The sequence below is a fragment of the Microbacterium sp. SORGH_AS_1204 genome (assembly GCF_030818935.1).
GTDB lineage: Bacteria > Actinomycetota > Actinomycetes > Actinomycetales > Microbacteriaceae > Microbacterium.
This window is the reverse complement of sequence record NZ_JAUTBD010000001.1, coordinates 1,454,346-1,468,187: the sequence shown is the minus strand read 5'-3', so window position 1 is coordinate 1,468,187 and position 13,842 is coordinate 1,454,346. Positions and strand designations below refer to the sequence as shown.

Genomic DNA, 13,842 nt, shown 5'->3' with positions numbered 1-13,842 from the left:
CGGTGCCCGAGTGGGTCACCGCCTCTTCGGCATCCTGAGACGTGTGCGATCACGCCACCACGCGGGAGGGCGCGGGTCAGACGCCGACGCGCGCGAACGCGTCGCGGGAGATTCCCTTCTCGAGCACGGCCTTCGACCACTCGCGGGCGCTGTGCAGGCTGTGGTCGCGGTAGTTGCCGCAGCTGTATGCGTCGGTTCCGGGCACGTCTTCCCACTGCACGTCCTCCGCGATGGCGCGCAGCGAATCGCTGATGGCGTCGACGAGGGCGGCCACGTCGGGCTCGCCCCACATGATGACGTGGAAGCCGGTGCGGCATCCGAAGGGCGAGATGTCGATCAGGCCGTCGATGCGGTCGCGCACGAGGCTGGCGAGCAGGTGCTCGATGGTGTGCAGACCCGCGGTCGGGATCTCGCCCTCGTTCGGCTGCACGAGACGCAGATCGAAGTTCGAGATGACGTCGCCGCGCGGCCCCGCCTCGGTGCCGATCAGGCGGACGTAGGGCGCGAGCACGGCGGTGTGGTCCAGGGTGAAGCTCTCGACATCGGCCATGGAGGAGTCCCTTCTGAAGGTCTGGGGTACCGGACGAGCCTACGCGCGACCGCCGACGTGCGAGCCGCGGAAGACGTGGGAAGACATTGAGACCCATCGGCGCGGCCGTCGACGCCCGAGTGCGCGATGCGGCTCCTCCCGACCCGCTAGGGTCGAGCGCGTGCCTGCGCCCGCCCGTTTCCTCGTCGTGCTCGACGCCGACTCCACCCTGATCCGCAACGAGGTCATCGAACTCCTCGCCGACGAAGCCGGCCGCGGCGCCGAGGTCGCCGCGGCCACCGAGGCCGCGATGCGCGGCGAGGTGGACTTCGCCAGCAGCCTGCGCTCGCGCGTGCACGCTCTCGCCGGGGTCTCCACCGATGCCTTCGCCCGCGCGATCGCGCGCATCGAGCCCACTCCGGGCGTGCGCGAGCTCATCGCGGCCGTGCACGAGCGCGGCGGTGTGGTGGGAGTCGTCTCGGGCGGGTTCCACGAGGTGCTCGACACCGTCGCACCCGACCTGGGCGTCGACCTCTGGCGCGCCAACAGGCTGGCGGCGTCGAACGGCGTCCTCACCGGCGAGGTCGACGGAGGAATCGTGGATGCCACGGCCAAGGCCGAGACGCTCCAGGAGTGGGCGGCCCAGCACGGCGTGCCCCGGGAGCTGACGTTCGCGATCGGCGACGGCGCGAACGATCTCGAGATGATGGCCGTTGCGGGTCTCGGTCTGGCCTTCAACGCCAAACCCGCGGTACGCGAGCGCGCCGACCTCGTGATCGGCGCCGTCGACCTGGCCGAGGTCATCCCGCTGCTCCCGCGCTGACCCGATCCGCCCGGAGCCCGACGCCCCGGGCCCGGGCCCGTCGCAGCGCCCCGGACCCGTCCCACACCCCGCTTCCCGATGTCGGGACCCCGCTCTACCATCCCGGCATGGACATCATCCTCATACCGGGTCTCTGGCTCACCGCGTCGTCGTGGGACGCCGTCATCCCCGCCCTCGAAGCGGCGGGGCACCGACCGCACCCGCTGAGCCTGCCCGGGCCGGCCGTCGGCGACCTCGTGATCGACGACTGGGTCGACGCGGTCGCGTCCGAGATCGATCGATTCGACCACCCGGTCGTCCTCGTCGGGCATTCGGGCGGCGGCAACGTCGCCTGGGGCGCGGCCCGACCGCAGACCCGACAGCGTCGCACGCGTCATCCTGGTCGACACGATCGTGCCGCACCCGGGCGCCATGATCTCGGAGTTCCCCGTCGACGACGGTGTCGTGCACTTCCCGGGGTGGGACTCCTTCGACGCCGACGACGTCGCCGACATCGACGACGACACCCGCCGCCGGACCGCGAAGCAGGTGGTCGACGTCCCGGGCCGGGTGCCCACCTCACCCGTCACGCTCGGCGACGACCGACGCTTCGCGATTCCGGTGACGATCCTGTCCGGTCAGCTCGATGCCGAGGCCCTGCCGCGCGTGCTGGCCGACTGGGGCGCCTACGCCGCCGAATTCGGTCGCCTCGACGACGTCGAGGTGGTGCACCTGGGCTCGGGCCATTGGCCGCAGTTCTCGCAGCCCGCGGAGTTCTCGAAGAAGCTGGTCGCCGCGGTGAGATGAACGGCCCGCGCCGGGCGAGGAGGAACGCGCGTCGGGCGACGAGAAACGGGCGTCGAACGACGAGAATCGAGTGCCGCGCGCCGCGCGCGGGACCGGCCGGATGCACCGCACGGCGAAGGACGCTCGCGGCGACGGCATCTGCGCAGCGCGCCCTCGCGGCGACGACGCGAGGTGTGTCAGTGCCCCATACCGAGACCGCCGTCGACCGGGATGACGGCGCCGGAGATGTAGGCCGCGCCGTCGCCGGCCAGCCATGTCACGACGCCGGCGACCTCGTCGGGCGAGGCGAAGCGCCCTGCCGGGATGTTCTTCTTGTACTCGGCCTGCGTGTCGGCGGGCAGTTCGGCGGTCATGTCGGTCTCGATGAAGCCGGGAGCCACGACGTTCGCGGTGATTCCGCGACCGCCGAGCTCGCGCGTCAGGGAACGGGCGAAGCCGACGAGTGCGCTCTTGGAGGCGGCGTAGTTGACCTGCCCGGCCGAGCCGTAGAGCCCCACGACGCTGGAGATGAGGATGACGCGCCCCCAACGCGCCTTGAGCATGCCCTTCGACGCGCGCTTGACGACGCGGAACGCACCGCCGAGGTTGGTGCTGACGACGCTGTCGAAGTCGTCTTCGCTCATGCGCAGCAGCAGGGTGTCCTTGGTCACACCGGCGTTGGCGACGACCACGGCGATCGGACCGAGTTCGGCCTCGACCTGCGAGAAAGCGGCGTCGACGGCGGCCGCATCCGTGACGTCGGCGCGAACGGTCAGCGTTCCCTCGGGCCCCTCACCCGAGCGGGCGGTGACGGCGACCTTCCACCCCTCGGCGACGAAACGCTCGGCGATGGCACGACCGATGCCCCGGTTTCCTCCGGTGACGACGACGACGCGGTCCTGGGACATGGTGACACTCCTGTGCGTGCGGGGACGTAACCGGCCCAGCCTAGCGAGCACGACGTGCACCGATCGCGCCCGCACCGCGGGGTGAAAGCGGAGAGTGTTCGTGACGGGTGGTTTGACAGGGGGCGAGCGCCGCTGAAACGCTGAAGGGGAGCACGACGAAAGGCATCCTGTGAGCGACGACCGCACCAACGACCCCTCCCCGTACGGCCGTGCGCCCGAGCCGACCGGCCCCGACGCGCCGTCGCGGCCGGCGAACGACGGCGTGCCTCCCGCGCCCCCGTACGAGGCTCCCGCGGCATCCGGCACCTCGGCCACGTCGTCGGACTCCCCCGTGCCCCCGGCTCCGCCCTACGGCGCGCCCTTCTCCCCGCCCCCCGCCCCGTCGGCGTCGGGCACCGGCACGCCGCCCTCCGGCCAGCAGGACTACGGGCAGCAGGGCTACGGCCAGCAGGGCTACGGCCAGCAGGGCTACAACGCGCCCGCGTACGGCTACGGCGCGACTCCCCGTGTGAACCCGCTGGCGATCGTGGCGCTCGTCTCGTCACTGGTGGGCCTGTTCGTCATCCCCGTCATCGGCCAGATCGTCGGCATCATCACCGGCCACATCTCGCTGAAGCAGATCAAGACGACCGGAGAACGCGGACGCGGCATGGCACTGTCGGGCGTGCTGATCGGATACATCAGCCTCGGACTCGGCATCCTGCTCATCGTCTTCACGGCGATCGTCATCGCCACCACGGGCGGGTCCGACGTGCGCTACGGCGCCTGACACCACGACGCCGCGATGCGGGTGCCGCCTGTGTGGGCGGCACCCGCATCGCTGTTCTCGGACGGCTTGTCATGACGTCGAGAAGACGGCCGCCCGAACGCGCCGCACCCCGCCGAGACGGGCGTACCCTGAGACCACTGTGAAGACAAACCGCGCCCAGTCTGCGACGTCGCTCCCCACGGCTCCCCGGGAGGACGCCGATGGTCGTTTCGCGAAGTACATGCTGATGATGGGGATCCGCATCGCATGCTTCATCGCGATGGCCGTCGTCACGCCCTACGGCTGGTACACCTTCGTCTTCGCCGCGGGCGCGATCTTCCTCCCGTACATCGCCGTCATCGTCGCCAACGTGGGCCAAGATGCCGCTGAGACCACGCGGATCGACCCCGAACGCGCCATCGAGGCGCCGCGTGCCGCACCGACCGCGCCGACGGCATCCGATGCCCCCGTCGTCATCCGCATCGCCGAGACACCCCGCATCGATCCGCCGCGCGAGAACGACGCGTGACCCCCGAACAGACCGAGTGCTCACGAGCGGGATGCCGTGACCAGGCCGTCTGGGCCCTGCGGTGGCGCAATCCTCGTATCCACGCCGTCGACCGACGCAAGACGTGGGTCGCCTGCGATGAGCACGTCGTGTACCTCCGCGAGTTCTTGACGGCGCGCGACTTCCCCGTCGAGGTCGGCTCCCTCGCGGCCGATCCGGCGTGAGCGCGCCCGCGGCCTGAGCGACGTACCCTGGGAGATGTGGCGAAGACAGACGACGTGAGCGATCGCGGAGCGCGCGTCGACGCCAGACCGCCCGTGAGCGTGCGCGAAACCCCCGCCGCCGCGCGCTGGGCGATGTACATCGGCGTCGCGATCCTCTTCGCGGTCGCCTGCGCGTTCCTCTCGCACTGGCAGTTCTCGCGCAACGCCGAACGCACCGAGCAGCTCGAGCTCGTCGCGAACAACTACGACCAGCCCGCGGTGCCGCTGGAGACGCTGCTCACCCCCGGGGCGACGCTCGACCCGACCGACGAATGGCGCCCGGTGCGCCTCGAGGGCCGCTACCTGCCGGAGGACCAACTGCTCGTGCGCAACCGCGCGCACGGAGGATCGGCCGCCTACGAGCAGCTCGTGCCCTTCCAACTGATCGACGGGCGCACGTTCCTCGTCGACCGCGGATGGCTCGCCCCCGGCGACCGGCAGTCCCTGCCCGACGAGATCCCCGCGCCTCCGCCGGGCGACGTGACGGTCGAGGTGCGCCTTCGTCCCGAAGAGGCCGCGCCGACCTCGGGCCGCTCCGCCGAGGCGGGACAGGTCCCCACGATCAACCTCGGGCTCGTCGCCGAGCAGACCGGCCCGATCGAGCCCGGCGCCTACGGTCTGCTCGTGTCCGAGTCGCCCGCGCCCGCGACGGCGCCCCAACCCGTCGATCCCCCCAGCGACGACCCGGGCCCGTACCTGTCGTACGCGATCCAATGGATCCTGTTCGCCGTGATGGGCTTCGCCTTCATCGGCTACGTCATCGTGAACGAGCGCCGTCTGCGCCGCGAAGGCGACGACGACGACGATGAGGAGCTCCCGGCCCCGGCTCGCGAGAAGGCGCCGACCGAGCGCCGACGGGTCGACCCGGTCGCCCTGCACCGGTCGCGCAAACGCCCGCGCGACCACGACGCCGACGACGAGGACGCGCTGCTCGACGCCCGCTGAGTCTCGCGGATGCCAGGACTCCGGCATCCGCAAGGGCAGAGCGAGATCTCGGTCTCGGCTGCGCTCGGTCCGGGCCCTGCGCTCAGGCCAGCGTGATGAGATCCGCGTAGTCGCGGCCCCAGATGTCTTCCACCCCGTCGGGGAGGATGAGCACGCGCTCGGGGTTCAGCGCCTCGACGGCACCCTCGTCGTGCGAGACGAGCACGACCGCGCCCTCGTAGTGCGCGAGCGCACCGAGGATCTCCTCGCGCGAGGCGGGGTCGAGGTTGTTCGTGGGCTCGTCGAGCAGCAGCATGTTGGCCGACGACACCACCAGCGTCGCGAGCGAGAGGCGCGTCTTCTCGCCGCCCGAGAGCACGCCCGCGGGTTTGAGCACGTCGTCGCCGACGAAGAGGAACGACCCCAGCACCTTGCGCGCCTCGGTCGCCGTGATGTGGGGCGCGGCCGACATCATGTTGTCGAGCACCGAGCGGTGCACGTCGAGGTTCTCGTGCTCCTGCGCGTAGTAGCCGATCTTCAGGCCGTGGCCGGGCTCGAGCTGCCCGGTGTCGGGCTTGTCGACGCCCGCGAGGATGCGCAGCAGCGTCGTCTTGCCCGCACCGTTCAGACCCAGGATGACGACGCGCGAGCCGCGGTCGATCGCGAGGTCGACGTCGGTGAAGATCTCCAGCGACCCGTACGACTTCGACAGACCGGATGCCATGAGCGGGGTCTTGCCGCACGGCGCGGGCTTGGGGAAGCGGAGCTTGGCGACCCGCTCGTCCTGACGGACGTCATCCAGGCCCGAGAGCATCTTCTCGGCACGGGCGACCATCTGGTGCGCGGCGGCGGCCTTCGACGCCTTGGCGCCGAAGCGCGCGGCCTGCAGCTGCAGCGCGGTCGCCTTCTTCTCGACGTTGGCGCGCTCCTTCTTGCGGCGCTCCTCGTCGGCCACCCGCTGGCGCAGGTAGTTCTTCCAGTTCATGTTGTAGACGTCGATGACCTGGCGGTTGGCATCGAGGTAGAAGACGCGGTTGACCGTCTCTCCCACCAGCTCGACGTCGTGCGAGATGACGATGAGCCCGCCCTTGTAGCCCTTGAGGAACTCGCGCAGCCACACGACACTGTCGGCGTCGAGGTGGTTGGTCGGCTCGTCGAGGATCATCGTCTGCGCGTCGGAGAAGAGGATGCGCGCGAGCTCGATGCGTCGGCGCTGACCACCCGAGAGGGTCTTGAGCGGCTGGTCGAGGATGCGGTCGGGCAGCGAGAGGTTGTGGGCGATGGATGCCGCCTCGGCCTCGGCCGCGTACCCACCGGCCGCCTCGAACTGCTCGGTGAGCCGGGCGTACTTCTTCATCGCCTTCGCCGCCACCGCGGCGTCATCGTCGGCCATCGCCAGCGACGCCTCGTGCATGCCCAGGGCGAGCGAACCGAGCCCACGGGCGTCGAGGATGCGCGTGCGCGCGAGCATCTCGGGATCTCCCGAGCGCGGGTCCTGCGGCAGGTAGCCGAGCTCGCCCGACCGGTCGACGCTGCCGTTCGAGGGCAGCAGATCGCCCGCGAGCACCTTGGTCAGCGTGGTTTTCCCCGCGCCGTTGCGTCCGACGAGGCCGATCTTGTCGCCGTCGGAGACGCGGAACGCCACGTCGGACATGAGCACGCGGGCGCCCACGCGGATCTCGAGGTCGTGCACGGCGAGCACAGCGAACGTCCGTTCAGTCGGGGAAGGGGAACCGGCCGAAGAGGCCAGCCACCCAGTATAAGAGGCGCCCCTGCGAGCCCGCCGACAGCCTCGTCGCCGAGACCCCGTTCCACCGGCCCTCCGCCGCCTCCGACGGTCGCCGAACAGCCCGGATGCCGTTGTCTCGGCGTCGAGACGAACGCCCGGGCGATCAGCATCCGGGTTTGCGTTCTCACCCGATGCCTGACCTAAACTAAGCCTATCCTTACCTAACACGCAGGAGGCTCTTCGTGTCCCGATTCCGCGCTCTGGTGGCCCTCGCCGCCGGTTCCGCCCTCGTCCTCACCGGCTGCGCTGGCACCTCCGCCGCACCGGGCGCCGAGGAGGGCTCGACCGAGTCCGCCGGCGGCTCCTTCCCGGTGACGATCGACCACGCCTTCGGCGAGACGACGATCGAGGCCCAGCCCGAGCGCGTCGTCACCGTCAGCTGGGGCAACCAGGAGGCCGCCCTCGCCCTCGGCGTCGTACCGGTCGCCATGCCGAAGGTCACGTGGGGCGATGAAGACGGCGACGGCCTGCTCCCCTGGGTCAAGGACAAGCTCGACGAGCTCGGCGCCGAGACCCCGACCCTCATGGATGAGACCGACGGCTTCGACTACGAGGCCATCGCCGACGCTCAGCCCGACGTCATTCTCGGCGCCTACTCCGGCATGACGCAGGAGCAGTACGACACCCTCAGCAAGATCGCCCCCGTCGTGGCGTTCCCCGAGGTCGCCTGGGGCACCTCGTGGCAGGAGATGACCCTGACGGATGCCAAGGCCCTCGGCCGCGAGGAGCAGGCGGAGGAGCTCATCGCCGACCTCGAGAAGCACGTCACCGACGCGTCCGCGAACTACCCCGCCCTTGCGGGCAAGAAGACGCTCTTCACCTACCTCGACCCGACCGACCTCAGCACGCTGGGCTACTATTCGACGCTCGACCCGCGCGCCGCGTACCTCACCGAGCTCGGGCTCACCCCGTCGTCGGCCGTCGAGGAGTCCAGCAAGGATGCCGCGACCTTCTGGTTCACGCAGAGCACCGAGAACATCGAGACCTTCTCCGATGTCGACGTCATCGTCGGCTACGGCACACCCGAGCTGCTCGCTCAGCTGCAGGCCGACCCGCTGTGGTCGCGCATCCCGGCCATCAAGTCCGGGGCCTTCGCCACTCTGACCGACGACACCACCATCGCCGCGGCGGCCAACCCCAGCCCGCTGTCGATCGGCACGTCCTACGGCGACGAGTACATCGACCTCGTGGGCGCCGCCTCGGAGAAGGCCGGCTCCTGATGCCGCAGCGGCACTCCTCGGCGCGATGACCGTTCTCGCTCCGGCCTCGACCGCCCCCGGCGTCACGCGCTCGCGTGCCCGGGGGCGGCGACGCGTGCTCTGGCTCGTCGTGCTCGTGGCGGCCCTTCTCGTCGCCGGAGTGCTCTCGGTCACCTTCGGCGCGCGCGACGTCGCGTTCGCCGACATCTGGGCGGGCCTGACCGGGTCGACCGATACCGCGTCGGCGGCCGCGGTCGGCAAGCGCGTCCCTCGCACGATCCTGGCCATGCTCGTCGGTGCCGCCCTCGCGGTCGCCGGGGCCGTGCTGCAGGGAGCCACCCGCAATCCGCTCGCCGACCCGCAGATCCTCGGCATCAACGGCGGCGCGTCGCTCGCGATCGTCACCGGTATCGCGTTCTTCGGCCTCAGCTCCGCTTCGGGCTACATCTGGACCGGCATGATCGGTGCGGGCGCCGCAGCCGTCTTCGTCTACGCGATCGGTTCCCTCGGCCGCGGGGGCCCGACCCCTCTGCGGCTCGCGCTGGCGGGCGCGGTCACCGCGGTCGCCTTCAGCTCGCTCATCAGCGCCATCCTGCTGCCCCGGATCAACGTGATGAGCGTCTTCCGGTTCTGGCAGGTGGGCGGTGTCGGAGGCGCTACCCCCGACACGATCGGTCAGGTGCTTCCCTTCCTCGTCGTGGGCTTCGTGATCTGCCTGCTCAGCGCCTCCGCCTTGAACACCCTCGCCCTCGGCGACGAACTCGCCGCGGGCCTGGGCGCCCGCGTGCGCACCGCACGCCTCACCGCATCGGCGGGAGCCGTCATCCTGTGCGGCGCGGCCACCGCCGTCGCCGGTCCCATCGGTTTCGTCGGTCTCGTCGTCCCCCACATCTGCCGGCTCATCGTCGGGGTCGATCACCGCTGGCTCCTGCCCGTGTCCGCGGCCGGCGGCGCCATCCTGCTCACGGTCTCCGACGTCGTGGGCCGTGTCATCGCGCGTCCCGAAGAGATCGAGGTCGGCATCGTCACCGCTCTGATCGGCGCGCCGTTCTTCATCGCCCTCGTGCGCCGCCAGAAGATGAGGGCCCTGTGAGCACCGACCTCCTCCCGACGCCCGCGGTCGACGCCGCCACCCTCGTGCGGGCAGGGCGCCGCCGCCGTCGCACGCGGTGGGCGGTGGTCACCGGCATCCTGGCCGCGGCCGTCGTGACCGCCTTCGTCCTCTCGCTCATGCTCGGCCAGACCGTATACTCCCCCGCCGAGGTCTGGGGCGTACTGATCGGTCAGCGTGTGCCCGGTGCGTCCTTCACCGTCGGCGAGCTGCGCCTGCCGCGCGCCGTCACGGGCCTGCTGACGGGCCTGTGCTTCGGCATGGGCGGAGTCGTGTTCCAGTCGATGCTCCGCAATGCCCTCGCAAGCCCCGACGTCATCGGCATCAACACCGGCGCCAGCGCCGCCGCCGTGATCGGCATCGTCGTGCTGGGTGTCGGCGAGACCGCCGTGTCGGTCATGGCCATGGCCGCCGCCCTCACCGTCGCCCTGTCGATCTACCTTCTCGCCTACCGCAAGGGCGGCTCGGGGGCGCGCCTCATCCTCGTGGGCATCGGCGTCGCCGCCATGTGCCAGGCCGTCGTCTCGTACGTCATCTCACGCGCGGCCGAGTGGGACCTCCCCGCCGCCATGCGCTGGATCACCGGCAACCTCAACGACGCCACCTGGGACCGCGCGCTGCCCGTGGCAGGTGCCGTGATCGTGCTCGCACCCGTCCTCCTGGTGCTCGCGCACCGTCTCGAAATCCTGCGCATGGGCGACGAGACGGCCGCGGCCGTCGGCCTCCCCGTCGAGCGCAGTCGGGTGCTGCTGATCGTCGCGGCGGTCGGTCTGCTCGCCTTCGGCACGGCCGCCGCCGGCCCCATCGCGTTCGTGTCGTTCCTCGCCGGCCCCATCGCCGTGCGCCTGCTCGGCCCGGTCGGCTCCCCCGTGCTGCCGGCGGGCCTCGTGGGGGCACTCCTGGTGCTCGTGGCCGACTATTGCGCGCAGTTCGCCTTCGGCACGCGACTGCCGGTGGGCGTCATCACGGGCGTGCTGGGCGCCCCTTATCTCATCTACCTGCTCGTTCGAAGCAGTCGATCCGGAGGTACCACGCTATGACCATCGAGCGCTCCCTGGCGGCCGAGGGCGTCACCCTCGGCTACGGCGACCGGACCATCGTCGATTCCCTCGACCTTCGAATCCCCGCCGGCCGGGTGACCACGATCGTCGGCGCCAACGCGTGCGGCAAGTCGACGCTGCTCAAGGCGATGGCGCGGCTGCTCACCCCGTCGTCCGGTCAGGTGCTCCTCGACGGCAAGGCCATCCACCGACTCCCGACCAAGCAGGTCGCACGCGTGCTCGGCCTGCTGCCGCAGTCGCCGATCGCCCCCGACGGCATCGCCGTCTCCGACCTCGTCAGCCGTGGCCGACACCCCCACCAGGGCGCCCTGTCGCGGTGGACGAGCGCCGATGACACCGCCGTCGCCCGAGCCCTCGAGGCGACCGACGTCACGCACCTGGCCGATCGTCCGGTCGACGAGCTGAGCGGTGGGCAGCGCCAACGCGTGTGGATCGCCATGGCTCTGGCGCAGGAGACCGACGTGCTGCTGCTCGACGAGCCCACCACGTTCCTCGACATCAGCCACCAGATCGACGTGCTCGACCTGCTGACCGACCTCAATCGCGAGCGGGGCACGACGGTCGCCATGGTGCTGCACGACCTGAACCTCGCCGCGCGCTACGCCGACCACCTCGTCGCCATGGCGCAGGGTCAGGTGATCGCCGCGGGGGACCCCGCCGAGGTCCTCACCGAAGAGACGGTGCGAAGCGTCTTCGGCCTCGACAGCCGCGTGGTACCGGATCCGCTGACCGGGCGTCCCATGGTCATCCCCATCGGCCGCCACCACACCGTCACCGAGCCCGAGCAGGCGGAGACGGTCTCGCACGTATAGCCCGCCCGGGAGGTGCAGACGGCCGCGCACGCGCAGCGCCACCGCGCAGGCGCACACCCGCTGACACGCTCGAGTAACGACGACAAGCGCCGGCCGCGGCCGGGGCTTGTCGTCATCCAGGGCAGGGTGCCGGTGTCAGGCCGTCCGTTCGACCTGACCCGCGCGCCAGTACCCCATGAAGGCCACGCGGCCGCGGTCGACGCCGCACCCCGACACCAGCATGCGACGCAGCAGCTTGACGGTCGAGGACTCCCCCGCGATCCACGCGTAGAACTCACCCTCGGCGTCGTCGGGGCTGTCCCACAGCAGCTCGACCTCGAGGTCGATGTCTTCGAGAACCTGCGGACGCGGCGCCGCCGCGCGCGCCAGCACGTCGGAGGATGCCGTCGTCCACCCCTCGATGGCCTCGATCAGGGCCTCCCCGTGGGGGCGGTCGCTGCGCGCCAACCAGTGCACGCGCGCGTCGCCGCAGCGCACCGTCAGGGCGTCGTCGATGGTCGGCACCTCGATGAACGCGTCGACGTCGAGGCCGGGCTCCAGCCCCTCGAGCACGGCGCAGATCGCCGGAGCCGCGGTCTCGTCGCCGGCGAGCAGGATGCGACGCGCCGTGCCGGGGTGGAAGTCGATGCCCTGCGCCGACTCCGGGCTGCGGGCGTCGGGGCCCACCACGACGAGCTGGTCGCCGACCGTCGCCGCCTCCGCCCATGACCCCGCCGGACCCGCGTCGTGGTGCACGACGAAGTCGATGTCGAGCTCGAGCGCATCGGGATCGATGCGTCGCACGGTGTAGGTGCGGAACGGCATCCGCTCCTCATCGGGCAGATCGCGCCACCGGGTGTACCACTCGCCGTTCGCGATGGCATCCGGATCGTCCTGCCCGATGTCGCAGACGCGCCCATCGGCCCCGGGCAGCACGAGCTTGACGCGCTGATCACGGCGATCGGTGCCGAAGACGTCGAAGTCGGGGCACGTGAAGGTCACGCGCACGAAGTGCGGCGACAGCCGCTGCGCGGCCTTCACCGTCGCGACGTACGGGCGGTAGGCGGGGCGCGTGGCGGTGATCACTCGATAAGGATACCCTTACCTATCTTCGGATGCCACGAGCGACCTCTCGACGATGGGCGATCCGCCCGCGTCCGCACCGGCCGCGACGGCGAGACGACCGATCCGCTCGACCGCGTCGCGCAGCACCTCCGGGTCGCACCCGACGTTGATGCGCACGTGCCCCACGCCCTCTTCGCCGAAGAGCGGTCCGTGGTGCAGCGCGACCTTCGCCTCGCGGCGGATGAACGGCGCGGGATTGTCACCCCACCCGTAGGCCGAGACGTCGACCCAGGCGAGGAAGCCGGCATCCGGGGTCCGGTATCGGGCCAGCGGCAGGTGCTCGGCCAACAGGTCGGCCAGCAACCGGCGGTTGTGATCGAGGGCCGCCAGCAGCCCCTCGAGCCACTCGTCGCTGTCGGGCGCGAACGCTGCGCGGTTGGCGATCACGCCGAACAGCCCGGCCCGCCACTCGACCTCCCACGGCAGAGCCCGCACCACCGCGGCCGTCTCCTCGGAGCCGGTCACGATCACGGCGCACTTCAGGCCCGCGAGGTTGTAGGTCTTGCTCGCGCTGGTCACGGTGTACCCCACCGCCGCCGCCTCGGGCGCGGCATCCAGGAACGGGGTGAACACGGCGGGCGCATGCGTCAGCGGCGCGTGGATCTCGTCGCTGACGACCGTGGCACCGTAACGGTGCGCGAGGCGCGCGAGGGCGGCGAGCGACTCCCGGGAGTGCACCGTACCGGTCGGGTTGTGCGGGTTGCACAGCAGTACCGACCGCGCGCCGTCGGCCAGCGCTCGTTCGATGCCGTCGAGATCGAGAGACCACCGCTCGCCGTCGTCGACCAGCGGCACCCGCTCGACCACGGCACCGGCCTCCTCCACCGTGTCGTAGAACGGCGGGTAGACGGGAGGAGTGACGACGACCCGATCGCCGGGGGCCGTCACCGCGCGCAGCACCTCGACGACGCCCATCATCACGTCGCCCGTCCAGCGGATACGCGCCGTGTCGGGTCGCCAGCCCCACAGGCGCTCGGCGTAGTCGGCGAAGTCGAGGTCGATCCCCGGCCGCGGCGGGGTGTATCCGGTGTCGCCGATCTCGACGGCGCGCTGCAGCGCCGCGGTGATCGCGGGCGCCAGGGCGAAGTCGGTCTCGGCCACGAACATCGGGATGACGTCGTCGCCGTACGAGCGCCACTTCGTGCTCGAACGCTGACGCAGGAGCTCGAGCGGCAGGGCCTGCAACGGAGGAACGCTCATCTGCAAAGCCTATTGAGGGCTGCGGATGCCACGGAATCACGGCGTCAGACAGCGAAACACGGGCGTGGGCCCCCGCACCCGGAAAAGGCGAACGCCCG

At 71.0% G+C, this 13,842-nt stretch carries 15 protein-coding genes; 10 read left to right on the top strand and 5 right to left on the bottom strand.

What is annotated here, in order from left to right; translation table 11 throughout:
- Positions 1–76 precede the first annotated feature (76 nt).
- On the bottom strand, positions 77–550 hold the full coding sequence (locus tag QE410_RS06690) for an S-ribosylhomocysteine lyase (RefSeq protein WP_058233149.1): 474 nt from the start codon (positions 548–550) through the stop codon (positions 77–79).
- A gap of 160 nt (positions 551–710) precedes the next feature.
- Here QE410_RS06690 and serB point away from each other — a divergent pair, with 160 nt between their 5' ends.
- Positions 711–1,352 carry a phosphoserine phosphatase SerB gene (serB, locus tag QE410_RS06685; RefSeq protein WP_307329591.1) on the top strand — a complete coding sequence of 214 codons (642 nt, stop codon included), beginning with the start codon at positions 711–713 and terminating at the stop codon, positions 1,350–1,352.
- A 411-nt stretch (positions 1,353–1,763) separates the two neighbouring features.
- Positions 1,764–2,138, top strand: a complete 375-nt coding sequence (locus QE410_RS06680) for an alpha/beta fold hydrolase (RefSeq protein WP_307329588.1) — start codon at positions 1,764–1,766, stop codon at positions 2,136–2,138.
- Positions 2,139–2,314: 176 nt separating this feature from the next.
- On the opposite strand, the gene fabG is transcribed toward QE410_RS06680, so the two are convergent.
- The gene (fabG, locus tag QE410_RS06675) at positions 2,315–3,025 is read right to left on the bottom strand and encodes a 3-oxoacyl-ACP reductase FabG (RefSeq protein WP_307329585.1); all 711 of its coding nucleotides are present in this window, start codon (positions 3,023–3,025) and stop codon (positions 2,315–2,317) included.
- A gap of 169 nt (positions 3,026–3,194) precedes the next feature.
- Here fabG and QE410_RS06670 point away from each other — a divergent pair, with 169 nt between their 5' ends.
- The 4 genes from QE410_RS06670 to QE410_RS06655 all read left to right on the top strand — a co-directional run bounded on the left by QE410_RS06670 (position 3,195) and on the right by QE410_RS06655 (position 5,489).
- Positions 3,195–3,794 (top strand): DUF4190 domain-containing protein, encoded by a 600-nt coding sequence (locus QE410_RS06670; protein WP_307329582.1) that lies wholly within the window; start codon positions 3,195–3,197, stop codon positions 3,792–3,794.
- Between the two features lie 139 nt (positions 3,795–3,933).
- On the top strand, positions 3,934–4,302 hold the full coding sequence (locus QE410_RS06665; protein ID WP_307329580.1) for a DUF3099 domain-containing protein: 369 nt from the start codon (positions 3,934–3,936) through the stop codon (positions 4,300–4,302).
- Complete coding sequence (locus tag QE410_RS06660) at positions 4,299–4,505, top strand: hypothetical protein (RefSeq protein WP_307329577.1); 207 nt, start codon at positions 4,299–4,301, stop codon at positions 4,503–4,505. The genes QE410_RS06665 and QE410_RS06660 overlap by 4 nt, the downstream gene beginning before the upstream one ends.
- Positions 4,506–4,637: 132 nt before the next feature.
- Positions 4,638–5,489 (top strand): SURF1 family protein, encoded by an 852-nt coding sequence (locus QE410_RS06655; protein WP_373459366.1) that lies wholly within the window; start codon positions 4,638–4,640, stop codon positions 5,487–5,489.
- 82 nt (positions 5,490–5,571) lie between these two features.
- Here QE410_RS06655 and QE410_RS06650 read toward each other — a convergent pair whose 3' ends face one another.
- On the bottom strand, positions 5,572–7,170 hold the full coding sequence (locus QE410_RS06650) for an ABC-F family ATP-binding cassette domain-containing protein (RefSeq protein WP_307329572.1): 1,599 nt from the start codon (positions 7,168–7,170) through the stop codon (positions 5,572–5,574).
- Positions 7,171–7,439: 269 nt separating this feature from the next.
- Here QE410_RS06650 and QE410_RS06645 point away from each other — a divergent pair, with 269 nt between their 5' ends.
- Genes QE410_RS06645 through QE410_RS06630 form a run of 4 tightly spaced genes read left to right on the top strand, consistent with a single transcriptional unit; the run spans position 7,440 to position 11,440 of the window.
- Positions 7,440–8,477 carry an iron-siderophore ABC transporter substrate-binding protein gene (locus tag QE410_RS06645; RefSeq protein WP_307329569.1) on the top strand — a complete coding sequence of 346 codons (1,038 nt, stop codon included), beginning with the start codon at positions 7,440–7,442 and terminating at the stop codon, positions 8,475–8,477.
- A gap of 25 nt (positions 8,478–8,502) precedes the next feature.
- A complete protein-coding gene (locus QE410_RS06640) occupies positions 8,503–9,549 on the top strand; it encodes an iron ABC transporter permease (protein WP_307329566.1) in 1,047 nt (348 codons plus the stop codon).
- A complete protein-coding gene (locus QE410_RS06635) occupies positions 9,546–10,607 on the top strand; it encodes an iron chelate uptake ABC transporter family permease subunit (protein WP_307329563.1) in 1,062 nt (353 codons plus the stop codon). Before QE410_RS06640 ends, QE410_RS06635 begins: the two co-directional genes overlap by 4 nt.
- Positions 10,604–11,440 (top strand): ABC transporter ATP-binding protein, encoded by an 837-nt coding sequence (locus QE410_RS06630; protein WP_307329560.1) that lies wholly within the window; start codon positions 10,604–10,606, stop codon positions 11,438–11,440. The genes QE410_RS06635 and QE410_RS06630 overlap by 4 nt, the downstream gene beginning before the upstream one ends.
- Positions 11,441–11,575: 135 nt before the next feature.
- On the opposite strand, the gene QE410_RS06625 is transcribed toward QE410_RS06630, so the two are convergent.
- Complete coding sequence (locus QE410_RS06625) at positions 11,576–12,505, bottom strand: siderophore-interacting protein (RefSeq protein ID WP_307329558.1); 930 nt, start codon at positions 12,503–12,505, stop codon at positions 11,576–11,578.
- 15 nt (positions 12,506–12,520) lie between these two features.
- Positions 12,521–13,744 (bottom strand): MalY/PatB family protein, encoded by a 1,224-nt coding sequence (locus QE410_RS06620; RefSeq protein WP_307329555.1) that lies wholly within the window; start codon positions 13,742–13,744, stop codon positions 12,521–12,523.
- Positions 13,745–13,842 lie beyond the last annotated feature (98 nt).